Origin of the sequence: Pseudomonas sp. A-RE-19, from assembly GCF_019956555.1 — a bacterium.
Lineage (GTDB): Bacteria > Pseudomonadota > Gammaproteobacteria > Pseudomonadales > Pseudomonadaceae > Aquipseudomonas.
In genome coordinates this window covers 134800-161515 of the sequence record NZ_JAHBDQ010000070.1, presented here as the reverse complement: position 1 = coordinate 161515, position 26716 = coordinate 134800, and the positions used below count along the sequence as shown (strand labels likewise).

29 protein-coding genes and 1 pseudogene are annotated in these 26716 nt (G+C 57.6%); 12 read left to right on the top strand and 18 right to left on the bottom strand.

The annotated features are described in order from the left end of the window. Positions 1-104: 104 nt before the first annotated feature. Both KGB14_RS26220 and KGB14_RS26215 read left to right on the top strand, forming a co-directional pair. Entirely contained in the window at positions 105-881 is a 777-nt protein-coding gene (locus tag KGB14_RS26220) for a nucleotidyltransferase domain-containing protein (RefSeq protein ID WP_223490073.1), read from the top strand. Between the two features lie 133 nt (positions 882-1014). Continuing rightward, positions 1015-1503 (top strand): GNAT family N-acetyltransferase, encoded by a 489-nt coding sequence (locus KGB14_RS26215; protein ID WP_223490071.1) that lies wholly within the window; start codon positions 1015-1017, stop codon positions 1501-1503. A gap of 53 nt (positions 1504-1556) precedes the next feature. Here KGB14_RS26215 and KGB14_RS26210 read toward each other — a convergent pair whose 3' ends face one another. Next, a complete protein-coding gene (locus KGB14_RS26210) occupies positions 1557-2204 on the bottom strand; it encodes a glutathione S-transferase family protein (RefSeq protein WP_223490069.1) in 648 nt (215 codons plus the stop codon). A gap of 113 nt (positions 2205-2317) precedes the next feature. Between KGB14_RS26210 and KGB14_RS26205 the strand changes: the two genes are divergently transcribed. Further along, positions 2318-2884: a TetR/AcrR family transcriptional regulator gene (locus KGB14_RS26205; RefSeq protein ID WP_223490067.1), complete on the top strand. Its 567-nt coding sequence runs from the start codon at positions 2318-2320 to the stop codon at positions 2882-2884. A 140-nt stretch (positions 2885-3024) separates the two neighbouring features. Here KGB14_RS26205 and KGB14_RS26200 read toward each other — a convergent pair. The 3 genes and pseudogenes from KGB14_RS26200 to KGB14_RS26190 all read right to left on the bottom strand — a co-directional run. After that, a pseudogene (locus KGB14_RS26200) lies at positions 3025-3261 on the bottom strand (LysR substrate-binding domain-containing protein); the annotation flags it as partial. A 136-nt stretch (positions 3262-3397) separates the two neighbouring features. Beyond that, positions 3398-4270: a DNA/RNA non-specific endonuclease gene (locus tag KGB14_RS26195; protein WP_223490065.1), complete on the bottom strand. Its 873-nt coding sequence runs from the start codon at positions 4268-4270 to the stop codon at positions 3398-3400. Positions 4271-4624: 354 nt separating this feature from the next. Beyond that, positions 4625-5842, bottom strand: a complete 1218-nt coding sequence (locus KGB14_RS26190) for an MFS transporter (protein WP_223490063.1) — start codon at positions 5840-5842, stop codon at positions 4625-4627. A 126-nt stretch (positions 5843-5968) separates the two neighbouring features. Between KGB14_RS26190 and KGB14_RS26185 the strand changes: the two genes are divergently transcribed. Next, a complete protein-coding gene (locus KGB14_RS26185; RefSeq protein WP_223490061.1) occupies positions 5969-6637 on the top strand; it encodes a TetR/AcrR family transcriptional regulator in 669 nt (222 codons plus the stop codon). A gap of 131 nt (positions 6638-6768) precedes the next feature. Here the strand turns inward: KGB14_RS26185 and KGB14_RS26180 are convergent, their stop codons facing one another. After that, entirely contained in the window at positions 6769-7698 is a 930-nt protein-coding gene (locus KGB14_RS26180; protein ID WP_223490059.1) for a LysR family transcriptional regulator, read from the bottom strand. A gap of 201 nt (positions 7699-7899) precedes the next feature. On the opposite strand from KGB14_RS26180, the gene KGB14_RS26175 reads away from it, so the two are divergent. Both KGB14_RS26175 and KGB14_RS26170 read left to right on the top strand, forming a co-directional pair. Continuing rightward, the gene (locus KGB14_RS26175; RefSeq protein ID WP_223490057.1) at positions 7900-8658 is read left to right on the top strand and encodes a sulfite exporter TauE/SafE family protein; all 759 of its coding nucleotides are present in this window, start codon (positions 7900-7902) and stop codon (positions 8656-8658) included. Positions 8659-8828: 170 nt separating this feature from the next. Next, on the top strand, positions 8829-9269 hold the full coding sequence (locus KGB14_RS26170; protein WP_223490048.1) for a phage infection protein: 441 nt from the start codon (positions 8829-8831) through the stop codon (positions 9267-9269). A 180-nt stretch (positions 9270-9449) separates the two neighbouring features. Here KGB14_RS26170 and KGB14_RS26165 read toward each other — a convergent pair whose 3' ends face one another. Beyond that, positions 9450-10385, bottom strand: a complete 936-nt coding sequence (locus KGB14_RS26165; protein WP_223490046.1) for a Ppx/GppA family phosphatase — start codon at positions 10383-10385, stop codon at positions 9450-9452. Positions 10386-10737: 352 nt separating this feature from the next. Here KGB14_RS26165 and KGB14_RS26160 point away from each other — a divergent pair, with 352 nt between their 5' ends. Further along, a complete protein-coding gene (locus KGB14_RS26160) occupies positions 10738-11043 on the top strand; it encodes a panthothenate synthetase (RefSeq protein ID WP_223490044.1) in 306 nt (101 codons plus the stop codon). Positions 11044-11113: 70 nt separating this feature from the next. On the opposite strand, the gene KGB14_RS26155 is transcribed toward KGB14_RS26160, so the two are convergent. Beyond that, complete coding sequence (locus tag KGB14_RS26155) at positions 11114-11449, bottom strand: hypothetical protein (RefSeq protein WP_223490042.1); 336 nt, start codon at positions 11447-11449, stop codon at positions 11114-11116. 131 nt (positions 11450-11580) lie between these two features. Then, on the bottom strand, positions 11581-11970 hold the full coding sequence (locus KGB14_RS26150) for a c-type cytochrome (protein ID WP_223490040.1): 390 nt from the start codon (positions 11968-11970) through the stop codon (positions 11581-11583). A gap of 252 nt (positions 11971-12222) precedes the next feature. On the opposite strand from KGB14_RS26150, the gene KGB14_RS26145 reads away from it, so the two are divergent. Then, the gene (locus tag KGB14_RS26145) at positions 12223-12693 is read left to right on the top strand and encodes a GNAT family N-acetyltransferase (protein WP_223490038.1); all 471 of its coding nucleotides are present in this window, start codon (positions 12223-12225) and stop codon (positions 12691-12693) included. A gap of 163 nt (positions 12694-12856) precedes the next feature. On the opposite strand, the gene KGB14_RS26140 is transcribed toward KGB14_RS26145, so the two are convergent. Next, on the bottom strand, positions 12857-13822 hold the full coding sequence (locus KGB14_RS26140) for a GlxA family transcriptional regulator (RefSeq protein ID WP_223490036.1): 966 nt from the start codon (positions 13820-13822) through the stop codon (positions 12857-12859). Positions 13823-13929: 107 nt separating this feature from the next. Between KGB14_RS26140 and KGB14_RS26135 the strand changes: the two genes are divergently transcribed. Continuing rightward, positions 13930-14496, top strand: coding sequence for a thioesterase family protein (locus KGB14_RS26135; protein ID WP_223490035.1), 567 nt, complete (start codon positions 13930-13932; stop codon positions 14494-14496). 248 nt (positions 14497-14744) lie between these two features. After that, the gene (locus KGB14_RS26130; RefSeq protein ID WP_223490033.1) at positions 14745-15230 is read left to right on the top strand and encodes an adenosine-specific kinase; all 486 of its coding nucleotides are present in this window, start codon (positions 14745-14747) and stop codon (positions 15228-15230) included. A gap of 83 nt (positions 15231-15313) precedes the next feature. Here the strand turns inward: KGB14_RS26130 and KGB14_RS26125 are convergent, their stop codons facing one another. The 3 genes from KGB14_RS26125 to KGB14_RS26115 form a co-directional block, all read right to left on the bottom strand. Continuing rightward, positions 15314-16135, bottom strand: coding sequence for a MinD/ParA family protein (locus KGB14_RS26125; RefSeq protein ID WP_223490031.1), 822 nt, complete (start codon positions 16133-16135; stop codon positions 15314-15316). 231 nt (positions 16136-16366) lie between these two features. Then, positions 16367-16753, bottom strand: coding sequence for a cupin domain-containing protein (locus KGB14_RS26120; RefSeq protein WP_223490029.1), 387 nt, complete (start codon positions 16751-16753; stop codon positions 16367-16369). Between the two features lie 90 nt (positions 16754-16843). Next, a complete protein-coding gene (locus KGB14_RS26115) occupies positions 16844-17656 on the bottom strand; it encodes an AraC family transcriptional regulator (protein WP_223490027.1) in 813 nt (270 codons plus the stop codon). Positions 17657-17909: 253 nt separating this feature from the next. Here KGB14_RS26115 and KGB14_RS26110 point away from each other — a divergent pair, with 253 nt between their 5' ends. After that, the gene (locus KGB14_RS26110) at positions 17910-18770 is read left to right on the top strand and encodes a CAP domain-containing protein (RefSeq protein ID WP_223490025.1); all 861 of its coding nucleotides are present in this window, start codon (positions 17910-17912) and stop codon (positions 18768-18770) included. 55 nt (positions 18771-18825) lie between these two features. On the opposite strand, the gene KGB14_RS26105 is transcribed toward KGB14_RS26110, so the two are convergent. The 3 genes from KGB14_RS26105 to KGB14_RS26095 form a co-directional block, all read right to left on the bottom strand. Then, on the bottom strand, positions 18826-19284 hold the full coding sequence (locus KGB14_RS26105) for a GNAT family N-acetyltransferase (RefSeq protein WP_223490023.1): 459 nt from the start codon (positions 19282-19284) through the stop codon (positions 18826-18828). Between the two features lie 23 nt (positions 19285-19307). Beyond that, positions 19308-19961, bottom strand: coding sequence for a peroxiredoxin (locus KGB14_RS26100; protein WP_223490021.1), 654 nt, complete (start codon positions 19959-19961; stop codon positions 19308-19310). A gap of 331 nt (positions 19962-20292) precedes the next feature. Then, on the bottom strand, positions 20293-22119 hold the full coding sequence (locus tag KGB14_RS26095) for an amidohydrolase (protein WP_223490020.1): 1827 nt from the start codon (positions 22117-22119) through the stop codon (positions 20293-20295). Positions 22120-22685: 566 nt separating this feature from the next. On the opposite strand from KGB14_RS26095, the gene KGB14_RS26090 reads away from it, so the two are divergent. Continuing rightward, entirely contained in the window at positions 22686-23045 is a 360-nt protein-coding gene (locus tag KGB14_RS26090) for a DUF6124 family protein (protein WP_223490018.1), read from the top strand. A gap of 123 nt (positions 23046-23168) precedes the next feature. Here KGB14_RS26090 and KGB14_RS26085 read toward each other — a convergent pair whose 3' ends face one another. From KGB14_RS26085 to ggt, 3 genes are all read right to left on the bottom strand, one after another. Next, positions 23169-24173, bottom strand: coding sequence for a helix-turn-helix transcriptional regulator (locus tag KGB14_RS26085; RefSeq protein ID WP_223490201.1), 1005 nt, complete (start codon positions 24171-24173; stop codon positions 23169-23171). Positions 24174-24283: 110 nt separating this feature from the next. Then, positions 24284-24817 carry a cysteine hydrolase family protein gene (locus tag KGB14_RS26080; RefSeq protein ID WP_223490016.1) on the bottom strand — a complete coding sequence of 178 codons (534 nt, stop codon included), beginning with the start codon at positions 24815-24817 and terminating at the stop codon, positions 24284-24286. 132 nt (positions 24818-24949) lie between these two features. Further along, a complete protein-coding gene (ggt, locus tag KGB14_RS26075) occupies positions 24950-26677 on the bottom strand; it encodes a gamma-glutamyltransferase (protein ID WP_223490014.1) in 1728 nt (575 codons plus the stop codon). Positions 26678-26716: the final 39 nt, after the last annotated feature.

The following is a 26716-nucleotide window of genomic DNA, read 5'->3' as shown; positions in this document are numbered from 1 at the left end:
CCTGGGCCCAAACCGGTCAGTTGCCAAAGGCAGAAATCGGGCCAGAAGCTGTCAATATTGGCTCTGTTAAAGTAGCTCTCTGAACACAACTCACGGACGGCCTCATGGAACGATTCCATCCTCGTGGCATTGATGCAGACGGTTATATCCTCACCGTGTCCAACGTCGAGATGCAGCCACAGTTTCAGGATTTACTGGTGGACGTTTGCATGACGCTCACGCGGTCGGAACCTCTGCTGGACGGGATTTATATTTATGGCAGCGTCGCTAGAGGCGACGCCGTGCCAGGGGGTTCTGACCTTGACCTGACCCTTGTTCTGCACAGCCCTCCTACGTCGCAGGATCTCGAAATGCTCGAGTCGAAAAGGCGCACGCTGGAAAGTCGGCATACCGAAGTCATCAAGATCGATTTCGACATCGGTAGTCGTTCTGAAGTATTGGCGGCTGACAATCGATTGAGCTGGGGGTATTGGCTCAAGCATCACTGTCGTTGCTTATGGGGGAACGATCTGACCAAGCGCTTCGACCGGTTCAAGCCGTCGCATGATATCGCCATTGCCGTGAATGGTGACTTTGAATCCGTACTGACCCTGTATGCCGATCTTATTGATCAGGCGACCACACCGACGCAATCGCTACGCTTGCAACGAGAAGCCTCGCGCAAACTCATCCGGTCAACTCAAGTACTTCGCCCTGAACAGGACCTGATGTGGCCGCAAACACTGGAAGAGCATGTCGAACTATTTGTTCAGCATTACCCGTGTATGAGAATGCAGATCTCTTTTTTCTTGTCCCAGGCAAAGAACCCGTACGCTAAGCCAAAAGAATTTACGACTCAGCTCCATAGTTTTTTGACCTGGATGGCGACAGAAACCGGTTGAATCCACAGTCGATTGCAGCCCTTGGTGACAGGCAGAAATCGGCCATTTTGCAGACATATCATTACTTTCCATCACCCTGCGCTGGCCTTGGGACTCAGCTAAAGTACTGATTCATGGAGCTTAGAGACGAGCAATGAAACTGAACCACAGGCCAGTGAAGGCTAGCGACGTAAAAATGATCTGCGGCTTTCCTCAGAACGCTCAAGAGTTGTTTTTCATGTTTCCGAAGGCGCACTTCCCGCTAACGGAAACGCAGTTGATTACCGCGATCTCCCAACGCTTTGACTCTACCGTCGTGGAGATCAATGGGACTGTCGTTGGGTTTGCCAATTTCTATCGAGCTGAACGCAATGGCGTTTGCTGTATCGGCAATGTCATCGTCTCGCCCAGCGCTCGGGGCGAAGGAGTGGCCACGTTTATCGTAGAGACAATGACCGGCTTGGCATTCGAGCGTTATGGAGCCAACGAGGTGCAGATTTCCTGTTTCAACGAGAATACGGCAGGGCTGCTGCTCTACCCCAAGCTTGGGTTTGTGCCTTATGCCATTGAGGAGCGACCTTCTTTGGGAAACGGCCGATCGGCCCTCATACACATGACGCGCAGCAGAAGCTTGACAGGTTGAATACACAGCCAAAAGCGGCACTTGGGCGAACGATAAGTCCAGCATTTTCTGCATTAACTAAAGTTCGGCTCGGTCAACACGTTGCGCCCTGACTGGCGCAATCGCATGCGAAAAAGATAGTCACGAAGATTTGATGTTTTTTTCAGCCATTGCGCACTTTCGGGCACGCGGTCCAAATAATCGAGCATAGGCGTCAGGATGGCGTCCGCCATGCTGTAGTCCGCCCCGCAGAAAAATTGCTGCCCGCCCAAATGCTTCTCCAGCAGCCCAAGTGTTTGGGTAGCCATTGGCTCGGCGGTAGCCACAGCTTCTCTATCGATAGGGCGTGACGGTTGCGCAGGTGAAACCAGCAATAAAAGATAACGACGTATTAGTCGATCATCGGCATACATCGCCAAGGCAGCGGACCACTGATCGACCTTTACCTTCTGGGCCAAGTCTGCAGGTTTTAGAGAAGTGTGCGCAAAGGCTTCATCCAGGTAGCGGCAAATGGTGGTTGTTTCAATTACGCTCCGCTCTCCATGCAGCAATACCGGGACCTTGCCAAAAGGATGCAGTGCCTTGTGTTCAGGGCTGTGGAGCGTGATCGTTTTACCATCCACGTGCATCCCGTGTGTGTAATCGAGCGCTTTCTCTTCGCAGTAAAGTCTGACACTACGCACGAAGGTGCTAAATCCAGGTCCCAGTATGTGCAATCTCATGTGTAGCTCCTTGAGGGAAGAGTCGGCAATTCTGGTCGGTATGACTTTATGTTCAAGAACATAAAGTCCCGCTTTGTCATACTCCATCTCACGCTTTACTGAGGAGAAGACGTATGCCCTGGCCTGCTACACAGCGCGCAACCACTCGACAGATGATTCTGGATAGCGCATCGCGACGCTTCGCATTGGAAGGTTTCGAAAAAGTCAGTATCGACTCAATTATGGAGAGTGCGGGATTGACCCGGGGGGGCTTCTATAGTCACTTCGCATCCAAAACGGAGCTTTACACCGAAGCTATTAGAAATGCCGCGAACGCGGGGGGCGCGATACTGGAAGAGGCTGGTAAAGACGGTTTACAACAGGTAGTGAAAGACTATCTCCGCATGGACCATCGGGATGCTAGCCGTATGCACTGTCCGTTAGCCTTCATGGTCAATGATGCTGCTCAGCAGGACGGAGCCATCCAGGAGAGCTACACCCAAGTGCTCGCAGCTTTCATTACACGTCTAGAATCCGGACTGAAATCGACGACAGAGACAGATACACGCCAGCATGCTTTGCAAATTGCCGTAGGGATGATTGGTGGCTTGGCACTCGCTCGAGCTGTGGCCGATGACCAATTGGCGCAAGAGATTCTCACGGCCTGTCAACAGGGATGTTTGCAGCTCGTTGAGCTATGACATTCCTTAGCAAGCAACGAAACGACCGCATTGGGTCGCACGCTATCCCACGTCAGAGGCAAAAATCAGCCAGAAGCAGACATCGAAATGTCCGTGCAACCTTCTTGACTGGATGCCTCTTAACCGCGCCGCTCGCTGCCCTATGTTTTGAATTGAATGATCAGCCAGTCCCTGAAGTGGCGACATGCAGGGTCATCGTCCTTTTCTCATTGATCATCAGGTACTGAACTGACTCCCTGAGAGCCAGTTCCTCGGTTACCGGGCGCACCAATCGCCCCTGCTCTACCAAACCTGACCAGATGATCCCACCCCAGAGCGAGCCCTTGATCATCCAGCGCCATTTGTATGAGAAGGCTGTAGTTATCGAACAGCATCACGACCAATGATGCTCCCCCACAAACTCTTGGGCGCTGGCATGCAGTCACGCAGCAACTTTTGAACCGCCGCCATTTATCCATGAATGAAACACCCCATCGGTTGCCTCCAGCCTTTGGGGTGCAATGCATCAAGCCATCAAGAGCGCCCTATGGAACCTGTGACCGGTAGATTCCCCAGCAACTTGAGCCCGGTACTCTTCACGAAAGCGTCATAGTCCATCGGTCGCTCGATACGGGTTTCAGCGTTGGGCAGGACGTAGGCCCAGGCACGCTTGGACGATGCGTCATAAACCAGCTTGAACAGACGGGTCGGCACCCAGACCTTGTTGTCGCCGATGGTGGTGTGGCCTGAGTCAAAGAGCGGGCCGGTAAAGACAAAAACATTACCATCGGCTCGCTTGGCAAACTTTCTGACATCGGACTCGACCTTGCTCCAGATCTTCCGGTTGTTGGTTGGGTCTTGCGGCACCATGTTCGACAGCGCAAAGGATTGGGCCATTGCATTGGGGTTCGGTGCATCGGCTGCCGGGGATTGATGGCCACGGTCCACGGCCGGATGTTGGCTACGGTAGTCGCTCAACTCTGCCCGTCCGCTCTTGGGGATGCGTGGGTCCGGGTAGAACTGGTTGGTGCGCTCCTCCCCTTTGGCATCCTGCAGCTGGGCGGCATTAAGGCGTTCGACCACTACCAATGGCGTCTTGCTGGTTTGCGAGTACAGCACCGCAAAGTTGTCGGAACACAGGGCCAGGGGTTTCATGGTTGCAGGCACAGTGGCCGTGTTGATCGGTTTCGCTGCCGGGAACAGATCTGCGCAGCCATCAAACGATGCCTGTTTCTGTTTGTTTGAGTAGAGGTCCAGGGCCGCGTTCTGGCTGATCGAGCCCGAGTGGGACGTTTGTTCCTGATGCTGGCTGGGCGGTTTGAGGAGATCCAGCAGACTGCGGGCTTCTGCCCCGGTCGAGAGCAAAACAAGGGCCGACAGCCCAACTGCAATTTTGCGTAGGTGCATGCTTTAAATCTTCGTATTGGATTGAGGGATAAACGTACGGCGAGTCCCGATTCACGGAACCAGGTGGAGGCGATTGCTGATTAAATTGCGGCGAGCATGCTTTCACTGTCCTTGATCAAAATACCGATGCGGATCCGGTCGGCTCCGAGTAGTACGACTGCGGATGGTCGTGCGGGATTTATTGACCATTACAAGTCACATTAGTGCTGAGCAGCGTTTACATTCGACTTGCCAATGCTCGCCGATGAGACCGGTTGAACCCACAGTCGAGAGCGGCCTTTTATAGATCTCAGAATTCGATCAGAAAACCGCTATCGCTTTAAAGACCGAGCCCCCAAAGATAGCTTTTTTAGTTCAGTGCCCCGCCACCGCAGGCCCTCCAGCCGCACGCGGGCCCGGTTTGAAGCCGTGGGCCCGAGCGCCCCAGACAATCGCAAACCCCACACCCACCAACACCACCATTGCCCAAGGAAAAGACGCAACGCCCCACCAATCCAGCAGCAACCCACCCACCACCCCACTCACCGCAATTGCACTATTCCATGCCACCACATTCAACGACAAAGCCACATCCGCCCCATCCCCCGCCGCATCCGCCAGCGCCGTTTGCAGTAACGTCGCAGCCCCGCCGAAGCTCAACCCCCAAATCGCCACGCCGATGTAGATCACCTCAGGCACGCTACTCAAAAAGCCAAACACCACGGAAACCGCCGCAAACGCCGCCAAGCTCACCAACACAGTCTTGCGCAACAACGGCTCAACCAACTTGGCAGTCACCCAAATCCCTACCAACGCCGCAATGCCAAACACCAACAACACCAAATCCACCCTATCTCCCAACCCCGCCGACGTCACGAACGGTGCGATGTAGGTGTAGAGAACGTTGTGTGCCAGCATCCAACTGATCACCACCGCCAGCACAGGGCGCACGCCCGGCGTGGTCAATACTGTGCGCAGCGACATGCGCTGATGCGCGGCTTGAGGTGGGTAATCAGGGACTTTCACCAGTACCCAGGCGATCAGCACCAGAGTCAGGGCCGACATGATGCCGAAGGTGGTGCGCCAACCCACCAGGCCGCCCAGCCAAGTGCCGAGAGGCACGCCCAGAGACAGGGCAATCGGTGTGCCGACCATGGCCAGCGCCAGCGCCTTGCCCTGTTGATGGGGCGCGACCATGCGTCGGGCGTAGCCAGCCAGCAGGCTCCAGGCCAGCCCCGCAGCGACGCCGGCGAAGAAGCGCGCCATCAGGATCACGCCGTAGTGGGATGACAGCGCGGTGATGGAGTTGAACAGCAAGAAACCGACGATGGTCAGCAGCAGCACGTTACGGCGGCGCCAGCCGCGGGTGGCGATGGTCATGGGGATGACCGCCAGCACCGAACCCAAGGCGTAGGCGGTGACCATCTGGCCAGCCATGGAGGGGGAAATCGTCAGCCCTGCGCTGATCAGCGGCAACAGGCCGGCGGGCAGGGTTTCGGTGACGATGCAGATAAATCCGGTCATGGCCAAGGCGAGCAAGGCGCCGATGGGCAGTCGGTCCGGCGCTGCCAATAAGGTGATTGAGGGTGTCACGGGAGACTCCTTGAGTGAGGATTTCAGACTTAGATACCGATCGATATAAATGTTGAGGGTTGCCAGCGCTCGTTGTCAACGACTTATGTATCGACTAGTATCTATATCCATCCAGAGGAGTTTGAAATGGCGCAAATGGGCCGCCCTCGCACTTTCGACCGCGACCACGCGGTGGAACAGGCCTTGCACCTGTTCTGGCAACACGGCTACGACGCAACCTCCCTCGCTCAGTTGAAAGCCAGACTGGGTGGCGGAATTTCCGCGCCGAGTTTCTACGCGGCGTTCGGTTCCAAGGAAGCGTTGTTTGATGAGTGTGTGCAGCGTTACCTGGCGACGTTCGCCCAAGTCACCGAATGCCTGTGGGACGAGAGCCTGCCGCCACGCCAAGCCATCGAGACCGCGCTGCGCCAGTCGGCGCGCATGCAGTGTGAAGACGGCCATCCCAAGGGCTGCATGGTGTCCCTCGGCGTGATGAGCGCACCCAGCTCGGAGAATGCGCGGGTGGTCGAGGCCCTGACCCAATCTCGCGCCCACACTCGCGCGGGGATTTTGGCGTGTGTTGAGCGAGGTGTCAGTGCCGGTCAGTTGCCGGGCACTATTCACGCGCCCGCGATGGCTACGGTGTTCGACAGTTTCCTGCAAGGCATTTCCATCCTCGCTCGGGATAACACGCCGCATGAGGTCATTGATGCGGCCATCACCCAGATACTGCTGACGTGGGACAATGCGGCCACTACCGTGCCGCCCACGGATCGCATGACGGAAAAGGGACTGATTGATTCAACCGGTGAGTGATGCGCGGAAAGCCAAGCCTTGTGCCGTGAGGCGATTGCGTAACTGCCAAAAACGCCCATTGGTGACTCCGCCTAAGGCGGCTACACCCCGATAAATCGCCTCACACTGATTGAGGGTCTGCGTCCAGCCACCTAAAGCGCCACCGCATGCTTTCGATCAAGGCTCTCGCCAAAGCCACGGATCACTTCCAACAACGACTTCACCCGCAGCGGCAGATTCCCCGTCGGGTACACCGCATGCATCTGCGGGCTTTCACCACCGCTGGAGGTGAGCGTGTACTCGGGACAGACCCGCAGCAGGCGCCCCGCTTCCACTTCGGGCTCGGCCATCCAGTCCGCCAGACGGGCGATTCCGATGCCCGCCAGGGCCGACTGGAACACCGCCAAACCAGAACTGAAACGAAACTTGGGATGAACCCGAAAGCTGATGGCCTGCTCCTCGCTGCGAAAATTCCACTCCTTGAGAATTCGCGGCGCCGTATGCAGGATCAGCGAGTGCGCCTCCAGTGCCTCGATGGAGTCGGGCATCCCTCGCCGCTCCAGATACCCGGGGCTGGCATACAGGTAACGTGAATAACTCCAGAGCGGATAACCGATCAGGTCACTGGATTGTGGAAACGCGCCGCGAATCGAGAAGTCCAGTTTGCTCTTGGCCGGGTCGATGGCCTCATCGGTGAAAATCACATCGACGTTCACGTCTGGATAACGCTCGCTGTACTGCGCGATCAACCGGGGCAATACCCCGTGTCCGAGAACCTCGGGGGCGGAAAAGCGGATCCAGCCGTAGGCCAAACCACTAAGCCCGGCCAGGTCTTCATCCGCCTCACGTTGCAGATCCAGCATTTTGTTAGCGTGAGGCATCAAGCGCTCACCCGCCTCGGTCAAGCTCACGGCATTGGACGAGCGATTGAACAACTTGACCCCGACACTTTCCTCCAGGGCTTGAACGGCACGGGTCAGCGCGCTAGGTGAGCGCCCCAGCGTACGTGCCGCCGCAACGAAACTGCGCTTGCGAGCCACCGTCGCGAAGGCTTCAAGTTCGCCCAACATATTCAATGCCACTGACCACCTCATTGCACTTTTCACAACGTGGCATTGCAACACAAAAAAGGCCCTTCCGTTAACCTTCCGTTGAACCCACAACTGCTGCAACCGGGGACCTGCTGACCTTCAAGCACCAGCAAACCCTGCATGCCCGGGACGGTTCTACCACGGGGGGCCGCTTGCCCCCTCACCCACCCTTCATCGTCAGAGCCTGATTTCATGGTCGATATTGTTATCCTTTGCGTGTTCGCCTTCGCCGCCGGCCTGATCGATGCGGCGGTGGGCGGCGGCGGACTGATCCAGATACCCGCGCTATTCAACGTGCTGCCCACGGCACAACCGGCGGCGCTGCTGGGTACCAACAAGGTCGCGGCAGCCTGCGGCACCGCATTTGCGGCCCGGTCCTTCGTGCGCAAGGTGGTGATCGACTGGGGCCTGGTGATTCCCGCCGCCTGTGCGGCCTTTGTCATGGCCTTCTTCGGAGCGGCCACGGTGTCGTCCGTACCTCAGTCGTTGATCCGGCCGGCGGTGCTGGTGTTGATTGTGCTGATGGCGATCTACACCTTCTGGAAAAAGGACTTCGGCGCCTTGCATAAACCCATGCGTATCGGTACCAAGGAAAAACTGCTGGCGATCGTCATCGGCGGTGCCATCGGCTTCTACGACGGACTGTTCGGTCCTGGCACTGGCAGCTTCCTGATCTTCCTGTTTATCCGTTGCTTCGCCTTCGACTTTCTTCATGCCTCGGCGTCGGCCAAGCTGGTGAACATCGCGACCAACGTAGCGGCGCTGATATTCTTCATTCCGACGGGTAACGTGCTTTACCTGATCGCAATCCCCATGGCGGCATTCAACATCCTTGGCGCGCTGACCGGGACCTGGCTGGCGGTTCATAAAGGCGTGCCCTTTGTCCGGGCTCTGTTCCTGGTGTTGCTGGTGATCCTGATCAGCAAACTGTCCTATGACCTGTTCCTGTAAAACTGAGGAACGCGACAGGCATCCCGTGTTCGTGGACGCGGTATTTGCTCGCTAGGTTTCATCCATCGTTGGCATTGATAGTCACCATCACGTCAATGAAGTTCTCATAAAAAATGCTCGGCGTAACATCCGCTCCATACCCAACCAATAACACCCCGGAGCACACCATCATGAAACGCCAAACCATCCTCAGCATCGCTTTCTCGGTATTTGCAGTTAACGCTTTCGCCGCTTCCTCTACTCACCCGGTCGTCGCTGAAGGCGGCTCGGATCGTCTGATCGAAAGCCGTGTGGCTGAAGGTGGTTCCGATCGTCTGATCGAGAATCGCGTCGCTGAAGGTGGTTCGGATCGTCTGATCGAAAATCGTGTCGCTGAAGGTGGTTCGGATCGTCTGATCGAGAATCGCGTCGCTGAAGGTGGTTCGGATCGTCTGATCGAGAATCGCGTCGCCGAAGGTGGTTCGGATCGTCTGATCGAGAATCGCGTCGCTGAAGGTGGTTCGGATCGTTTGATCGAGAATCGCGTCGCTGAGGGTGGTTCGGATCGTCTGATCGAGAATCGCGTCGCTGAAGGTGGTTCGGATCGTCTGATTCAGAATCGTGCGGCATGAATGAGTGGCTTTACCGCGACACCCAACCAAAAAACCCGGCCTCATCAGCCGGTTTTTTTCATGCGCTTTTAGTGTCCGACTGGATCATCAAATAGATCAGCGCTAGCACTCGAACATCACTGCAGGGTCTTCACAGTGACGCTTACAGCAGCATTCTGCCAATAACAGCAGCGGCGTCATTCAGTGTTTGGACATCAAGCCATGAAGAACGCCCAACCTTAAGCCCGGCTCGGAAGGACTCATGTGCGAGATGCCGAATACCTTGAACGCCGCCAGCATCAGCACCAGACCACCGGGCAAGATACTCAGGCGATGGGGTTGCAAGCCCGCCAGTTTGAGTTGTTTAACATGCCCCACTTCCAGCAGACGCAACGATAAGCGCAACAGACCGCCGTAGGTGATACCGCTTTGACCATGGTCGTTCAACCCGTTGGCCTTGAGCACTTTGGCCAGCATCCGTGCAGTGCCTGAAGAGCCAATAGTCTGCTGCCAACCCAGCGCGCGATAACGACGGGTCACTTTTTCAAACTGTAGAGTGGCGACGCGCTCAGCCTCCAGGAGCGCTTGAGCCGTTATACGGCCCCCCTGAAAGTAACGCGCGCCGAAAGTGCCGCTGCCAATGGCAATGCTCTCGGTCAAGAGGGGCTGAGCGCCCTGCCCCAAAATCAACTCAGTAGAGCCGCCGCCGATATCCACGACCAGGCGCATACTTTCTGTACTGGGTATCGTATGGGCAATACCGGCATATACCAGTTGGGCTTCTTCATGCCCAGAGATGACATCGATACGAAAGCCCAGATGCCGCTCCGCGCTGGCCAGAAACAGTTGGGCATTATCGGCTTCGCGCACGGCACTGGTTGCCACTGCCCGCACGCGCCCCGCCTCAAAGCCACGCAGTTTTTTGCCAAATCGCGCGAGCGCCTGCCATCCACGATCCAGCGCCAACTCATCCAGCGCCCCGCTCTGAAAGCCCTCCGCCAAACGGACAGGCTCGCGCAAGGTTTTCACTTCCTGGATCAAGAACCCCTGATTACGCCTGACTGACTGGCCGATCATCATGCGAAACGCGTTAGACCCCAGGTCAATGGCCGCAAACAGGGAGGCGTCTCCTTTCATGGGGGGAATTCCTGGCAAATTCATCGGCCCGCAGGCGGAGTTCCGTCTGAGCGCTCAAGACGGTTTGCGAGGAGCTTGCCATTAGCTCGATGACACCATGATGACACCCTCTAGCCGTTTCAAAAGAACAGACACTGGGCAACCGTGACGTTCCGGCATTCTCGCCCTGATGCTGCCAAGTCTCGCCGCTGAACCAAGAACGACCGTCCGTAACCCTGCCCCGGCAACTTCTCACCCTTCGCTATTCTTAACCACACACACCGCTGGCACGGCTGAACGCACGGCTTGCGGCATCATCGTCAGGAGTAAGGATTCGGGTAAGGAGCACGCCACCTCAACAGAGTATCGAATAATGAAAATGCTACTGATGGTCGAATTTCCCCATGAGCCTTTCAACGCGCTTGTCCGGTCGGGGAAAGTCGGCGAAATCATGAACCGCGTGCTGGAAACCATTAAGCCGGAGGCGGCTTATTTCACTGAGCAGGATGGCATGCGAGGTGGGATTTTTCTGATCGATATAGAGGACCCTTCCGAAATTCCCGGATATGCGGAACCCTTCTTTCTCAACTTCCAGGCCAACTGCAAGCTGCGTGTGGTCATGAGCCCGCAGAACCTGCAAGACGCCGGTCTGGTGGAGCTCGGAAAAGCATGGGGGTGAGGTGCAGTCAATGAGTGAGAAACCTGTGGCGAGGGAGCAAGCTCGCTCGCCACAAAGGCAGAGCTGGCGCTTACTGAACGTTTTTCAGCTTGACCACATCACCGGAGATCTTGGTGGTGTAACCGGTCAGGACCCAGGCCCAGAACCAGTTTTCCTGCACCTGGGTGTTGATCATGGCGTCGCCGCCCTTGGCCTTGATCGCGGCGTTCTGAGCGCGGATGAAACGGTTGTTCTGCTGGATCGGGATGACGCCAAACAGCAGGAGGCCAGTGGCGGTCGCTTCGCTGTGGCCGACAACGGTGTACTGGCTGCTATCGTATTGCTGAGTCTGCATCGGGGCGCCGGTACAACCCGCCAGAACCAGACCGAACAGGGCTACGGCAACAACTTTGCTGAGGTAATTCACTGAGTCACTCCATTAGAAAAGCCCGGGATCCGTCTCTCGGGCGGCGCATACTTTAACGGATAAGATGGCTCATTGACATCACCTATACAGACTTTATGCGGTGCTCCAAAAATAGGTTGATGGGGCACAGATTATTGCGGCTGAAAGGTCTGAAGGTAGGCCAACAGGTTTTCGATTTTCTCCGGATCGCTGATGCCCCAGAAAATCATGCGGGTTCCGGGGACCACTTCTTTTGGCGCTTCGATGTACGCCGTGAGGGTTTCGCGGGTCCAGACGACGCCTGATGATTTCATCGCGGATGAGTACTGGTAGTCCGTCGTGCTTCCCGCAGGGCGCCCAAAGATGGCATTGAGTTGCGGACCAAAAGAACCCCGCGCCGAACCCCCTACTTGATGACAGCCGCCGCAGATACGGTTAAACAGTTTCTGACCGGCCTCAGCATCCCCCGCCGCCGCTGCTTGCAGGCTGAATAACCCGGTATTGAGCATCAAGGCGAAAGTCAGGACCGCGGCGTTTTTCATGTGGTGGCTCCAAATCAGGTGTTGCTGACAGCAAAAACGGGCGGCTATTTCATCATGACTGGCTGCTATACCGAAGCCTTGAAGCTAATCTATAACGCTCTTTGTCCCTTTAACGTCGTTGCAGGAGGGCCAGAATGAAACCCGCGGCGATGATGGGCTGCGGGTACGCATCTTGATAAATGCCCTGCCCCTCCAGCGCCGTGCGCAGCAAGCCTATACTGGTTGCCCGTGATGATAATTAGAGCGCAGACGATGTCCGTCATACCTGATCAAAATCCTCCAGTCATCCTGGTCGCGGCCCAACAAAGCGATTTGGATAATCTTGTGGCTATTCGAATTGAGGCCATGCGCGAAAGTCTGGAGCGTATTGGGCGATTTGATCCGGTGCGTGCCCGTGAGCGCTTTCTCAACGGTTTTGATTTCCGTAACACGCGTCACATCGAAGTGTCCGGTGAGCAAATCGGTTTTGTTGTGGTCAGGCATCACCTGAAAGAACTGCTGCTTGAGCACTTGTATGTCAGACCGAATGCTCAGGGATCAGGAGTAGGTTCTGCAGTCCTCATGCAGATTTTCAAAGAAGCGGACGCCGCCGCGCGCCCTATCAGGGTAGGCGCTCTCAAAGAGAGCGCTTCGAATCGGTTTTACATCCGTCATGGCTTCCAATTCGTCGGAAGCGGCGAGTTCGACAACTACTATGTTCGTCCAGTCGCACCTGCGACTTAAAACAATGGGGACGCCGATTACAGCGCAGGCCGCTGCAATTTGACCCACTCCTGCACCGCAGGCCGCGGCAGACACGCTACGAGATCCAGTGCCATAAAGAAAATGCATGATTTTTAGGGAAGCATTCCTGAGCGCAATACCTTGCCCTGCGAATGCCAACGGCTCAGCTCGCACTCGCTTGAAACTTCTTGCGGTAAGCCGCCGGTAGCAGGCCCACCCGCTGCCGAAAAAGCCTGCGAAACGAGTTGCCATCCTCGTAACCGACTTTGTAAGTGATGCTGTCCAGCGTCATTCGTGTTGATTCAAGCAGCTGCTTTGCCCGCTCCACACGTAGCGCTTGCAGGTACGTCAGCGGCGTATAACCCGTGGCTTCCTTGAAACGTCTTTTGAAGTTCCTGACGCCGAACCCGAATCGCTGGGCCACGTCATTGATCAACAGCGACTGAGCAAAGTGATCCTCCAGCCAATCTTGCACCCGCAGGATGTCGCCATCCCCATGATTCTTCGGCAGCGACCACATGGCATAGACCGACTGCTCGCTACGCACATTATCGACCAGCAAGTATTTGCCACACTTCTGCGCCAGCTCCAGTGAAGCGAACCGGCGGATGAGATGCAGCAACAGATCCATGGCGGCACTCGCGCCCCCGCAGGTGATCACGCGATTGTCCTCGCAGAGGATTTGAGCCTCCTCCAGACAGGCTTCTGAATACCGGCGACGAAACAGATCGGCAAAGGCCCAGTGCGTGGTGCTACGAATGCCGTCCAGCATTCCCGCTTCAGCCAGCATGAACGCCGCCGTACACATTGACGCCACAACAGCTCCCTGGGCGTGCTGTTGACGCAGCCACGGCCCATAACCGGAAAATGCCGGCAAGGCGTCCTTCAGCGTGAAGAGGAACCCCGGAATTACCACCAGATCGGTTCGGCGGATTTCGCCGATGGATCGGTCCACCCGCAGCGTCTGCCCGCCCCACGCGGCGACGTCACTGCCATCCAGTGAGGCGACGACCACATCAAACGGCGCGCTGGCGGTATCGGCGAACAGGTTGGCAGCACTGAGCACCTCCAGCGCCAGGGTGGCGCTGGCGGCGGAACATTGATCGGCCAGTAGCAGGGTGACGTGCATGAATGATCCCGATTGCGCTTTTCGCATGAAAAAAGTCATTTGTGCACCTACCTTATCCGATTTCGCCCCCCTAAAGTGCAGCGCTCTACTCAACCCTCGGCCTCCTTATGAATCTCTGGTTTCGACTGATCCTCATGCTGTTTCGTCGCCCGTGGCGCAAGCCGGTTGACGCCCTGGCCACCACCGTCATCCGCATGCGCGTCTGGCCGCTCGACCTCGACCTCAACCGGCACGTCACCAATGGCCGCTATTTCACCTTGGCCGACGTGGGTCGCATGGACTTCGTCCTGCGTAGCGGCGCCTATCGAGTGGCCCTGCGCAACAGGGCTGTGCCGATCGTTGGGGATACCTGGGGCAAGTTTCGTCGGGAACTGAAGCTGTTCGAATCGTTTGAGATTCATACCCGAATACTCGGCTGGGACGATAAGTGGAGCTTTATGGAACACCGCTTCGTGAGCAAAGGACGAGTGATTGGCGTCGTCATCATGCGGGGGCTGTTCCGCGCGGCCAAAGGCACGGTTCCACCTGCCGAGTTTGTCCGGGAATTGGGACTGGCCGAACAGTCACTCCAGATGTCGACATGGTTGACGGACTGGTCGCAAAGCTGCGACGACATGAGCCGTCAGCTGCGAGGGGAAGAAGATCTGGCGGCTCAGTCCTCGCCCTGCCCCTGAGCCCAAACAGGCAGCCAAATAGAAGCTAATATTCTGTGAATCCCCCTGCAAGGACTGCAATCGTTTTGGACATCCGCAAGCGCATTGATTCGATTCTTCTTGATGCCCCGACCTTGCCCAAGTCGACAATCAGAAAACTGGGGGATGTTCGCGTCTACACAGAGACACCGCCAGCAGAGCAAGACACTGTCCCGGCTTGATTAAAGGCCAGACTCTGGTTCGCAGCATCGTGAAAGGAGGCGTTTGAAATGCAACTCGTCACGTTGAAAATCGACAAGCCGCAAGAGACGAACTTCATGTTGGGTCAGACGCACTTCATCAAGTCCGTCGAAGACATCCACGAAGCGTTGGTCAACGCCGTACCAGGTATCCAGTTTGGCGTGGCCTTTTGTGAAGCCTCCGGCAAATGCCTGGTGCGCTGGTCCGGCACCGACACCGCGATGATCGAACTTGCGCAGAAAAATGCGCAAGCCATTGCCGCGGGCCATAGCTTCATCATTTTCCTGGGCGACGGTTTCTACCCGCTGAACGTATTGAACACCGTCAAAATGGTTCCAGAGGTGTGTCGTATTTTTTGTGCAACGGCCAATCCAACTGAAGTGATTCTCGCCGAGACGGAACAGGGACGAGCCATCCTGGGCGTGGTGGATGGCTTCTGTGCCAATGGCATTGAAGGCGATGAAGACATCCTGTGGCGCAAGAACCTGTTGCGGCAGATCGGCTACAAGTTGTGATTTGAGTCTTTTTGTGGCGAGCAAGCTCCCTCGCCACAAGTTTCTCTCTGACTCAAGATTTTCTTAAAGGCTGGCCTTGAGACTCACCTGCCCGAATTCTGCACAAGTTGCTCAACGAAAAACTCCACATGCCCTCTCGGATGAGTCGGCAATGGCCAGGTGTCGACGTTTTGAGCCAGGGCCCGGAAGGCTTGAGCGCATTTGGAGCGGGGAAAGGCTTCAAACACCGCACGCCCCTTCTGCACGGCTTTGTGCGCACAGTCATCGTTGGGTATCGCGCCGACGTACTGCAGCGAGACATCCAGGAACATGTCGGTAATCTTTTCCAGCTTGGCAAACAGATTGCGACCTTCCGCCGGACTTCCCGTCATATTCACCAACACGCGGAAACGATGCAGACCGTAGTTCAGGTTAAGCAACTTGATCAGCCCGTAGGCGCCGCTGATCGAGGTGGGTTCATCGCACACCACCACCATCACTTCCTGCGACGCGCGAATGAAGTTGACCACTGAACCACCGATACCGGCGGCCGTATCGATCACCAGCACATCCAGCTTGTCGCCAATATCACTAAAGGACTGGATCAGCGCACGGTATTGCGCCGGCTCCAGATGAATCATGCTCTGCAAACCAGAAGAGGCCGGAGCAACACGAATTCCTCCTGGCCCCGGCACCAGTGCTTCGGACAGCTCACAACGCCCTTCGATGACATCGGCCAGTGTGTAGCGCGGAGTCAGCCCCAACAAAATATCGATATTCGCCAAGCCGAGATCGGCGTCCAGCAACACCACGCGCCGTCCCATTTTTGCCAGCGCCAACGAAAGGTTAACCGCCACCGTCGTCTTGCCCACACCACCCTTACCGCCGGTCACAGCGATAACTTGCACGCAATGCACCTCATCCATTTCAGCTTTCCTTCCCTGCGCATTGTGTGCCAGTACGTAATGGCACTCTCCAGATGTCGGAAGAATAGCTGAAAAGCGCGAAATAGCCGATTTGTCTTCCGACGATAGGCACTTCGCCACATACCATCGAACCATTTCAACGAAAAAGCCGACAGATCAAGGCCACAAATACACATTTTTCGCCCTGTAACCCGGCAAGATCGGCACCCGCTCACTGTGTCCACCCATGATCTAAACCCAGACGTCATTCATTGCGGTTCTTTCTCCGTCCTGATCGCCGGTATTGAGCACACCACGCGGCTCGATCAATAACATCTTCACTTCTCGTTCAGCGTAAGGCTTGTGTTCGACGCCCTTGGGGACGACATACATTTCCCCCTGCCTCACCACGACGGCCCCCTCTCGAAGATCAATCCGAAGTTCGCCTTCGAGGACGATGAAGGTTTCATCGGTATCGGCATGGGAATGCCAGACAAAGTCGCCCTCGATTTTCACCACCTTGAACTGGTAGTCGTTCATTTCGGCAATGACCCTGGGCGCCCAATGCTCGCTGAACAAAGCCAGTTTTTCGGAAAAGTTAATCGCGGTGCAGGTCTTCACGCCGGGTTGGGAATGCATTTGAGTCGCCCTCACTAGCCAAAATATCGAGCCCTGACTTTAGGAGAGGAGCAGCGCTGCGTATTGCATGATTGTGCAAGTCGAACGCCCTCAAACAAGGCCCAGCCTCTTCATCCACCGACCGGGTGAGACGCCGTAGGTCTGGGTGAACTGACGCGTCATGTGGCTTTGATCGAAAAAACCTGCCGATACGGCCGCCTCCGCCATCGAGTGGCCTGCGAACATCAACGCTCTTGCCAGATCGAGACGTCGTTGAGTCATGTATCGATAGGGGCTCGTACCATACAGCGCACGAAAATCACGGCTCAGGCTCCAGCGGTCTCGACCACTCGCCTGCGATAACTCATCCAGGGTAATGACTCGATCCAGCGAGTCATGAATCAGCGCACGCGCGCGTTCGGCCGCTGCAAAATCGAATGACTTGCACCGCCCGCGTTGCCCCGAGATCACATCCAGCGCTTGCGCGAGATCGTAAATGGCATCGTCTTCTTCCAGGGGCTCGATGCAAGCGTCGAGGTTTTGCAGCAGCACTTGGGTCGCGGCACAAAGCCGTGGGTCGCTTGATAAACCACCCTCGATGAAGGGCAAGGGTTTGCCACCCAACACCTGCTGAATCAAGGCCGGTTCGATGTAGATCATCCGATAATGAAAACCCGCCTCGGTACCGGCTTCACCGTCATGCACCTCATCCGGATGCAAAACGATGGTTCTCCCGGGCAGGCTGTGACGTTGAGCGTTGCGGTACTGGAAGCTTTGTACGCCCGACAGCGTTCGTCCGATGGCGTACGTATCGTGGCGATGCGGCGTAAACCCATGGCCGCCAAAAAAGGCTTCGATGCGCTCCATCTTCAACGGCTGCGCCGAGCGCTTTACCCAATCCTTGTCACCCCTGGTTTTCGTCATGTCCCTGTACCACCTGAATGATGTCAGTACGGTACCAGTCCGGGCGATTGATGTCCCCGGCGGACTGACCCGTGCAAGCCTGAATCAGCCCTCACCCAGGCGCCGTCAAATTTGTCTCTTGTCGTCGTGAACCAGTCTTCAGACCCGCAGTCTTAGCCGTGCCGTAAAAGAAGCTCAGCCAACGAAGCGCTCCTACGGTCATCGCTCGATCTTATCCCCCTTATCGCCGTCATCTCATCAGAGCTGTCCGTTCATGCGCCCAACTGTCCGCTGCCGTCGCTTTATCTCGCTGTGCCTGATGCCTTTGCTCCCGCTGCTCGCCAGCCCCGCCCATGCCAGCGGGGAACGGCAACTGGTGGAAGTCATCAACGATTACCGCGCCGATCCCGATCGTTGTGCGGGGCGTACGGTCAAGCCGTTGCGGCCGCTGTCGTTGAAATCGAACCTGGCCTTGCCAGTCGGCTATGGCGGCGGTTTGCGCAGCGCATTGAAAGCCAATGGCTATCAAGCGGTGTCGGTGCGCACCATTCGCGTGGTCGGCGCGCAAGATGCCGATGAGGCGTTTGACATGCTTCAGAGCGATCATTGCGGGGCGCTGCTTGATACCCAGTTCGCCGACATCGGCGTCACTCGCGCCCGCAGCGAATGGCAGGTAGTACTGGCACAACCGGTGCTCGACGGACGTATCGGCGATCCGCGAGCGGCGGGCAAGGCGCTGCTGGCCGAGGTCAATGCGGCACGGGCCAGGCCGCGCCTGTGTGGGCGCCAGCGCTTCGCCGCCGCGCGACCACTGGCCTGGAATGCCGCCCTGGGGGCCGCTGCGCAAGGGCACAGCAAGGCGATGGCCTACGGCAATTACTTCGCCCACCGCGATCCTGACGGTGATATGCCGGCAGATAGAGCCAAAGCCGCCGGTTACCCCGGCCGGCAGATTGGCGAGAACATCGCTGCCGGGCAAGGCTCACCGAGCAAGGCGATGGCCGGCTGGCTGGCCAGCCCCGGGCATTGCGCCAACCTGATGAACCCGATGTTTACCCAGGTGGGCGCGGCCTATGCCACCGATTCGCGCAGCAATGAGGGGGTTTACTGGACGATGCTGTTTGGCGCGCCTTGAAGTGAGACGCCTGCTGTAGAACAGGGTCAGACGGTCCTGTTCTCAAAACCTTGGGTCAGCCCTGCTTCAAGTCAAGACAGTAGGTGTAATACCCACTGTCACGCACATAGCCCAATGATTCATACAACCGTTGCGCGACGTGATTGTCCGTGGCGGTTTCCAGCACCATCCCCTTGGCACCAGTCAATAGCGCGAACGCCCGGGCGGTGTTCATCAGTAACGTCCCGACCCCTCTGCCTCGGGCGGCAGGCGTGGTGAACAGATCACTCAACAGCCAGGCACGGTGGGCGTCAATGGAGGAGAACGTCGGGTACAACTGGACGAAGCCGAGCGCTTCGCCGGTGGAATCCTCGGCGAAGAAAATCACCGATTCGTCCCTGGCGATGCGCTCGGCGATGAAATCGCGGGACTGCATCAGGTTCGAGGGTTGGCCGTAAAAGCCTCGGTAGGCGTCGAAAAGACTGGCGACTTTGTCGATGTGGGTTGCATCAACGCGCAGGACCTGGACGGCCATGTTTGGGTCTCCGAACGGATGGGTTACTTCGGTTGCGCCACTGTGCGCAAATAAGGTTTTATCGTTTTGAAACCATCCGGGTATTTCTTCCTGGCGTCTTCATCGGAGACCGACGTGGGAATGATGACGTCTTCGCCCGGACGCCAGTTCACCGGGGTGGCGACGGTGTGCTTGGCATTCAACTGCAGAGAATCGAGCAGACGCAGCACCTCATCGAAATTGCGCCCGGCACTCATCGGGTAGATCAGCATCGCCTTGACCTTTTTGTCCGGGCCGATAATGAACACTGAACGCACCGTGGCATTGTCGGCTGCGGTACGCGTGCCGCCACTGGCATTCGGATGAATCATGTCGTAGAGCTTCGCCACCACCAGGTTCTCGTCACCGATCATCGGATAGTTGACCGCATGCCCCTGGGTCTCTTCGATGTCTTTGGCCCAGGTCTGATGGTTACTGACAGGGTCAACGCTGAGCCCGACGATCTTGGTGTTGCGTTTATCGAACTCTGGCTTGAGCCCTGCCATGTAGCCGAGTTCAGTGGTGCATACCGGGGTGAAGTCCTTGGGATGCGAAAACAGAATCGCCCACTTGTCGCCGATCCACTCGTGAAAATGCAGCGTGCCTTCGGTGCTTTCGACGGTAAAGTCCGGTGCTTCGTCGCCAATACGGATTGCCATGTTCGTTCTCCTTACTGTTGAGTCACAGGGACGCCGCTGGCTGCTGTGCCAGCGGCATTCAGGATCTGCGTTGAACCTGTCAACGCGGATCAGTATAGGAGACGCTTGAACACACGGTAGCTATCGCCGTGCCCGCTCTGCCCCCCTTTGACGGCGGGGCATTCAAGCCTTCGAATGGCGCCCTGGCCAGCCCGTAGTAGAGAATGCCGGTCAGTCAAGACGCAGACCCTGTGGGAGCGTGGCTTGCCCGCGAAGAACGATGACGCGTAATACCTGAAAACCGCGGTGCGTTCTTCGCGGGCAAGCCACGCTCCCACAGGACTTTCGTCGCTCATTCAAGTCCAGCGAACGGCGCCTTGGCCCACACGACTTTGCCGCCGACCATCGTCAGCAGCACGTCATTGCGGGCCAGCTCATCCTCCGGCACCTGCATGAAGTTCTTGTCCAGCACGATCAAGTCGGCGAACTTTCCAACCTCGACCGAACCGACGACAGCGTCCAGTTTCAGCTGCTCGGCGGCGTTCATGGTGATGGTGCGCAGTACGTCAGTGCGCGACAGCGCCGGGTCGGCATTCAGCCTGCCCGCATACTGGGGGCCATAGCTGTGCGGGTTGAGCGGATCGCCTGAACGGGTGACACCGATCTTCAGCGCCAGAAATTCATCGAGCGGGTCGACAGGCCAGTCGCTGCCATAAGCAACGCGACCGCCAGCGCGGCTGATGCTGCCCGATGGCTCCATACGGGCAAAACGCGCAGGCCCGAGATGATCGCTGGTGCCGTCAACCGTGGACGGCGCCTGCTGGGCCCACTGGAACGACATGTTAGCGGTCACATCGAGCGCCTTGAAGCGTGCATAGTCGGCGGGGTCCACCGACTCGGCGTGGGTAATTGCCGGACGAAAACCGTTGCCCGGCAGTTGCTGGCGCACGTATTCGATACCGTTCAACGAGTCACGCACCGCTCGGTCCCCGGTGGCGTGAAGGTGCGGATCGAGACCGGCCTGCACCGCTTGCAACAGCAATGGATTGAGCACCTGCGGCGGGAAGTACAGCTCACCGATATTCTTGCCAGGCGTCCACTTGGGCGCGGCATCGGTGCCGGCATTGCGCAGGTACGGCGTCAACATCGCACCGGTATCCGCTGGAGCGTTGATGATGCCGTCCATGAACAATTTCACATGACGCATGCTCACACCCGGCGCAACGTTGGCTTCGCCCTGGTCGTAGATGTTGGCCAATGCCTTGGCCTCGGCAATGGTTTTCGCCGGGTCTTCAGCAGCGGCGGCAGGGTCGAGCTTGATCGCCAGCAAGGCCCGTGCAGTCAACTCGCCCGACTGTTGCAGGGTGGTAAACGCTTTGCCATTTTCAGGTCCCGACAAGGCATCGAAGAAACTGGTGATGCCTTGTCGACGCATGGCATCGAGCGCCGCGCGGGTCTGCTTGAGTTTTTCTGCGTCGCTGGCCGGCGGCACCACGGCGGCCATGGCATCGGCGGCACCGTCTTCGCAGATACCGGTCGGGTTGCCGACGCTGTCGCGCATGTACTTGCCATCCCCCGGATTGGCCGTGTGCTTGTTGATGCCTGCCACCGCCAGGCCGCGAGAGTTTGTCAGCACGGTATGGAAGTCGGTGGAACGGACTTGAATCGGGCGAGTGGTCTTGAGCGCATCCAGCGTCGATTTGTCGGGATCGCCGTCGAGCCCGGTCATGCCGATGCGGTCCCAACTGCCCACTTCAAGCCAGACATCAGGGCCCTTGCCTTTGTCGGCATCCAGACACGCCTGAATGGTTTCCTGGAAAACCTTGCGAGTCATCGTCTGGTATTTCAGGTCGCACAACGTCATGGCGCGACCGCCGTCCCCCGGGTGCATGTGCGCATCGACGAAGCCGGGCATCAACATGCGTCCCGCCAGATCGATCAGCCGTGTCTGGGTGCCGATGTACGAGGCAACCCCTTCATCGCTGCCGACATAGACGATCTTCCCGCCCGTGACGGCAATCGCCTGCTGCACCGAGTTCTTGCCGTCGACGGTATAGATATAGCCGTTGCGCATCACCATGTCGGCCGATGTCGAACCCTGGGTCTGACACCCCACCAGCGCCATGCAGGAAAATGCCGTTGTCGACGCAACGGCGATAAACAGCCTGGAAAATTTCAACTGCTTCACCTCTATTTTTATAGTTTTGGAAGTGGCCCGAACAGACGGCCGCAAGCCTCTGGTATGCAGGGCATACCCTATAGGGCGCGGGGGGCGGATGGACCTCTACAAATGAGGAGGGGTGAGGCAATTAGATGACAGGCGTCCGATCTGGTGTAGAAGCGGAACCTGTGGGACCGGGCTTGCTCGCGAAGACGGCGGCACAGTCAACATTGACCGAAGAGGCTTGTTTAAAAGACCTCAAATTTACTTCCTGAAAGCTACAAAACCTTGCGCCATTGCCTACGGCCGCGCCAGAATCCGCCGGCTTGTGCGCCTGGAGCCCCACCGGTAACTTGATTCGCGTCACTGATTCCCAGTGATCGGGTTTAGCAGCCCGGCTAGTCATTCACGGTTGCACATGTCTTATCCAGTCAGGCATTCGCCTGCACTTGATGGTGGCTGTGCGCATGGCACCTTCGGGTGCGCCGGGTTTTGGGTGACTTACCGGTCTGCTAACTTGCGCACAGCTGCCACCCTTTCGTTTAGCAGCGAGATGGTTGCGGCCTCACTAGAGGTTAGTCACCATGTTCAAGGTAACGCCCAACCCGCCGGTCACAGACCCGGCGTCCCCCTACGAATCTCCCGATTCAAAAAAACTCAACGAGGCCGCCGAACGCGCCCTCGACTTCCACTTCCCGTCGAATGCCGACATCAAAGCCACCCAGCGAACATGCAGCACCCTGTTTTCCGTGGACCCAGAAGCCACAACCGAAACCCTGGCGGTTTTTTTGGTCGAGACGCTGGCCTCGGTCGATGTGATGGTCCATCAGTTGGTGGATCATCTGGAGGGTGAATCGCGCTACGCCCTGCTGGGCATTTCAAACAGCATCATGGTGGCGGAGATCACGGCGAACCGGGTGCTGGATAAAATCGATACGCCTTAGAACTGTGAGCTCCATTGCCCTTGTAGGAGCGAGGCTTGCCCGCGAAGAACGATAACGCGGTGTGCCAGACCTGACGCCTTCGCGGGCAAGCCTCGCTCCTACAAAGGACGCGTGTAGGCGGACTTAATCGCGGCAGGTCGCTGAACGCAGCACAGACCCCAGCTCCACCTTGCTCTTCACACCCAGTTGCAGGTAGCAGTTGCGCAAATAGGTGCGCACTGTCGCAGGACTCAATTCAAGGATCTTGGCAATTTCCTTGTACGAATGGCCGGCGGCAAACAGCATCGCTGTCGTCCGCTCGCGTGGCGCAAGCACCGCCCCGCGCGGCTGAGCTTCGAGCGACAGGATGACGTACTCGGCGTTGGGGCTCAGTGTCAGTGCGCAGCGGCCCAGACGCATGACACAGGGTGCCTTTTGCAGTTGCCCGATCACCTGCGCGGGAAGCATTGAACCGCTCCAACCGGGCAACTCACGTTCAATGGCTGCACACAGCGTTGCCCCCACGTACAGCAAGCTGCCGTCCATGCGCGCGACGCCAAAGTCAGACGCGCCGTTGCCCGTGTCGAAGCGGATCATGTCCTGCACCTGAAATCGCCACAGCTGCAACAAGTGGTCGCAGAAGGCCGAAAACAGATCGGCCTCGCTGTCGTTGAAAGCCTGGGCATCGATGCCTCGATAGAGACAGACAAAGAACATCAAGCCGCTTTCGGGTAACTCGAAGGTGATGCACATCAGGTGGTAGAGGTCGTGGCGTCGAGCGAATGCGTTCACTTCTTCATTGGGGTCGGTGAAGCCGCTGTCGCGCACGACCTCACCGGGTCGACTCATGGTGTCATGGGAGAATCTGTCGTTGCGCGCACACGTGTGCCACTCGGCGGCAAACGACTCGGGCAGATTGATTCGCCCATGCATCCAGTTTCTGGCCGAAACATCAACGCCTGACGCAGACATCTCGCCCCACCAGGCTGAAGCGAAGGGCACCAGTTGGCTGAATGCCTGCAGGCCGTCGGTGATGAACCGGGATGCACCACGATCTCGGGCAAGACGCCCCAGGTGCAATACGCAAAGATTGAACGCCTTCAGCGTTGCCATCGACGCCCCGGTGCCGACCTCATCACCCTCCTCCATCGTCCTGATCCCGTTCGCTGCATGGCATATTTTTTGACCATGCCATAGGCGCAGCGAATGCGTCCAGCCCCAGGCGCGCAAGCTCGCTCGCCACGGGGCTGGCGGTGTTTTCAGAGATTGATTTCACTGGCCGGCATAACATCGATCCGTGCCACGGAGCCGGTCAGGTGCGCCAGATCCTTGTTGTGTTCGGCGATGATGTCTTCGGCGCTCATCGTGCCGTTGTCGATGGTGGAATGGGCGTCAGCCACCAGCACGACGTCGTAGCCCAATTGATGCGCCTGGCGGACGGTGGCGTTGACGCAGTAGTCGGTTTGCAGGCCGCAGATGATCAGGCGGTCGGCCTCCAGTTCTTGCAGATGGTCATGCAAGTGGGTCTGGTAAAACGAATCCGGAGTGGTTTTGCGCACGCGCAGGTCTTGGGGTGAAGTCTTCAGACCCTCGGCCAGTTGCCAGCCTTCGCTGCCATATTGCAGCAGGTCGCCCTCTTCTTCGTGCTGGATCAGGATGACCGGGATGTCGGCGGCCCGGGCTTTGGTGCTGAGGTCGTTGATGGTTTCGATGACGCGCTGGATGTTGAAGCATTCATATTCGCCGGTGCACAGCCCGTGTTGGACGTCGATGATCAGGAGTGCGGTGCTCATGGCTTCCTTCCTTGATAAGTGGGTGGCTCGGAGACGGATTTCAACTCCCTTTTCTGGCAGCCTGCGAGGCTGTGTTCGAAGATCTGGGATCAGGGCCACCCGGGGAGTTCAGGTGGCCGGTGTTCGCCTGTTTTAGTAACCGAGTGACAACCCGGTATTACGCCGTGGATCGTTCGCTCCATAGAAGCGGTTCTTGCCCACTGGCTTGCCTTCCAGCGAAGGCGCACCTACCAGAATAGCCGCTATATGGTTGGGGTCCTGCGGCTTGGCAAATTTGTGCCCCCAACTTTCGAGCATCTTCTTCGTGTCCGGACTGATGGCGAAGTTCTCCAGGTTGGTTTCTTCCGGCAACCATTGCTGGTGGAAACGCGGTGCATCCACAGCTTCCTGGATGTTCATGCCGTAGTCGATCACGTTGAGGATGGTCAGCAGGGTTGCGGTGATGATGCGGCTGCCACCGGGGGTGCCGACCACCATGACGACCTTGCCGTCCTTGGTGACGATGGTCGGGCTCATGGACGACAGCGGTGCCTTGCCGGGGGCGATGGCGTTGGCTTCGCCCTGCACCAGACCGTACATGTTCGGCACGCCGATTTTCGAGGTAAAGTCATCCATTTCATCGTTGAGGATGACCCCGGTTTTGCTCGCCATGACGCCGGCGCCGAACCAGTCGTTGAGGGTGTAGGTCACCGACACCGCGTTGCCCCACTTATCGACGATCGAGTAATGGGTGGTATTGCTGCCTTCATGGGGTGCTACGCCAGGTTTGATCTCGCGGGACACGCCGGCCTTTTGCGGGTCGATGGCTTCACGGATTTTGGTCGCGTAGTTTTTATCCAGCAAATGGGCGATCGGATTTTTCACGAAATCCGGGTCACCGAGGTAGCTGTTGCGGTCCACATACGCGTGGCGCATCGCTTCGATCTGATAGTGCATGGCCTGCGCCGAGCGGTAGCCCAGGTCTTTCATCGGGTAGCCGTCGAGGATGTTCATGATCTCGCAGATCACCACGCCGCCGGAGCTTGGCGGCGGCGCCGAGACCACGTGGTAGCCACGGTAATCGCACTCGATCGGCGCCAGTTCGCGGGTCTGGTATTTGTCGAGGTCGGCCTGGGTGATGATGCCCTTGTTGGCCTGACTTGAGGTGACGATGGCGTCGGCCACCCAGCCTTTATAGAAACCGTCGGCACCCTTCTCGGAAATTTCCCGCAGGGTTTTGCTCAAGTCTTTTTGTACGAGTTTCTGGCCGACCTGCATCGGCTCGCCATTGCTCAGGAAGATCGAGCCCGAGTCGCGCATGTCTTTCTTGAAGACGTCGGTGGCGTACTCCAGCAAGTCGACATCGCCCTGCTCCAGCACAAAACCGTCTTCAGCAAGCTTGATCGCAGGGGCGATCACTTCCTTGCGGGGTTTGGTGCCGTATTTCTTCAGCGCCAGCTCCATGCCGGACACAGTGCCCGGCACGCCAACGGCAAGATGACCACGGGTGCTCAGGTCCGGGACGACGTTGCCCGCTTTGTCGAGGTACATGTCGGCGGTGGCGGCCAGCGGGGCTTTTTCACGGAAGTCGAGGAAGGTCTTGCGCCCGTCCGCCAATTGAATCGTCATGAAACCGCCACCGCCCAGGTTGCCCGCCGCCGGGTACACCACCGCCAGCGCATAACCCACCGCAACGGCTGCATCGACGGCGTTGCCACCGCTCTTGAGGACATCGACGCCGACGTGGCTGGCCAGATGCTGAGCCGTGACGACCATGCCGTTTTCGGCCGCGACCGGGGCGACAGAGGCCGCGTGGGCCGTCAGGCAGCTCAGCGCCAATGTGGTTGCCATGAGCGATTTGGTAAAAGGTTCGAACTTCATGAGTCGGTCTCTTTTTTGTTTTTAGGCTCTGTCAAAAAC

Bases quoted from the DNA above. Each gene is read 5' to 3' on its own strand.
- KGB14_RS26220 (WP_223490073.1), top strand. From the start codon at position 105: ATGGAACGATTCCATCCTCGTGGCATTGATGCAGACGGTTATATCCTC.
- KGB14_RS26215 (WP_223490071.1), top strand. From the start codon at position 1,015: ATGAAACTGAACCACAGGCCAGTGAAGGCTAGCGACGTAAAAATGATC.
- KGB14_RS26210 (WP_223490069.1), bottom strand. From the start codon at position 2,204: ATGAGATTGCACATACTGGGACCTGGATTTAGCACCTTCGTGCGTAGT.
- KGB14_RS26205 (WP_223490067.1), top strand. From the start codon at position 2,318: ATGCCCTGGCCTGCTACACAGCGCGCAACCACTCGACAGATGATTCTG.
- KGB14_RS26195 (WP_223490065.1), bottom strand. From the start codon at position 4,270: ATGCACCTACGCAAAATTGCAGTTGGGCTGTCGGCCCTTGTTTTGCTC.
- KGB14_RS26185 (WP_223490061.1), top strand. From the start codon at position 5,969: ATGGCGCAAATGGGCCGCCCTCGCACTTTCGACCGCGACCACGCGGTG.
- KGB14_RS26175 (WP_223490057.1), top strand. From the start codon at position 7,900: ATGGTCGATATTGTTATCCTTTGCGTGTTCGCCTTCGCCGCCGGCCTG.
- KGB14_RS26170 (WP_223490048.1), top strand. From the start codon at position 8,829: ATGAAACGCCAAACCATCCTCAGCATCGCTTTCTCGGTATTTGCAGTT.
- KGB14_RS26165 (WP_223490046.1), bottom strand. From the start codon at position 10,385: ATGAAAGGAGACGCCTCCCTGTTTGCGGCCATTGACCTGGGGTCTAAC.
- KGB14_RS26160 (WP_223490044.1), top strand. From the start codon at position 10,738: ATGAAAATGCTACTGATGGTCGAATTTCCCCATGAGCCTTTCAACGCG.
- KGB14_RS26150 (WP_223490040.1), bottom strand. From the start codon at position 11,970: ATGAAAAACGCCGCGGTCCTGACTTTCGCCTTGATGCTCAATACCGGG.
- KGB14_RS26145 (WP_223490038.1), top strand. From the start codon at position 12,223: ATGTCCGTCATACCTGATCAAAATCCTCCAGTCATCCTGGTCGCGGCC.
- KGB14_RS26140 (WP_223490036.1), bottom strand. From the start codon at position 13,822: ATGCACGTCACCCTGCTACTGGCCGATCAATGTTCCGCCGCCAGCGCC.
- KGB14_RS26135 (WP_223490035.1), top strand. From the start codon at position 13,930: ATGAATCTCTGGTTTCGACTGATCCTCATGCTGTTTCGTCGCCCGTGG.
- KGB14_RS26130 (WP_223490033.1), top strand. From the start codon at position 14,745: ATGCAACTCGTCACGTTGAAAATCGACAAGCCGCAAGAGACGAACTTC.
- KGB14_RS26125 (WP_223490031.1), bottom strand. From the start codon at position 16,135: ATGGATGAGGTGCATTGCGTGCAAGTTATCGCTGTGACCGGCGGTAAG.
- KGB14_RS26120 (WP_223490029.1), bottom strand. From the start codon at position 16,753: ATGCATTCCCAACCCGGCGTGAAGACCTGCACCGCGATTAACTTTTCC.
- KGB14_RS26115 (WP_223490027.1), bottom strand. From the start codon at position 17,656: ATGACGAAAACCAGGGGTGACAAGGATTGGGTAAAGCGCTCGGCGCAG.
- KGB14_RS26110 (WP_223490025.1), top strand. From the start codon at position 17,910: ATGCGCCCAACTGTCCGCTGCCGTCGCTTTATCTCGCTGTGCCTGATG.
- KGB14_RS26105 (WP_223490023.1), bottom strand. From the start codon at position 19,284: ATGGCCGTCCAGGTCCTGCGCGTTGATGCAACCCACATCGACAAAGTC.
- KGB14_RS26100 (WP_223490021.1), bottom strand. From the start codon at position 19,961: ATGGCAATCCGTATTGGCGACGAAGCACCGGACTTTACCGTCGAAAGC.
- KGB14_RS26090 (WP_223490018.1), top strand. From the start codon at position 22,686: ATGTTCAAGGTAACGCCCAACCCGCCGGTCACAGACCCGGCGTCCCCC.
- KGB14_RS26085 (WP_223490201.1), bottom strand. From the start codon at position 24,173: ATGGAGGAGGGTGATGAGGTCGGCACCGGGGCGTCGATGGCAACGCTG.
- KGB14_RS26080 (WP_223490016.1), bottom strand. From the start codon at position 24,817: ATGAGCACCGCACTCCTGATCATCGACGTCCAACACGGGCTGTGCACC.
- ggt (WP_223490014.1), bottom strand. From the start codon at position 26,677: ATGAAGTTCGAACCTTTTACCAAATCGCTCATGGCAACCACATTGGCG.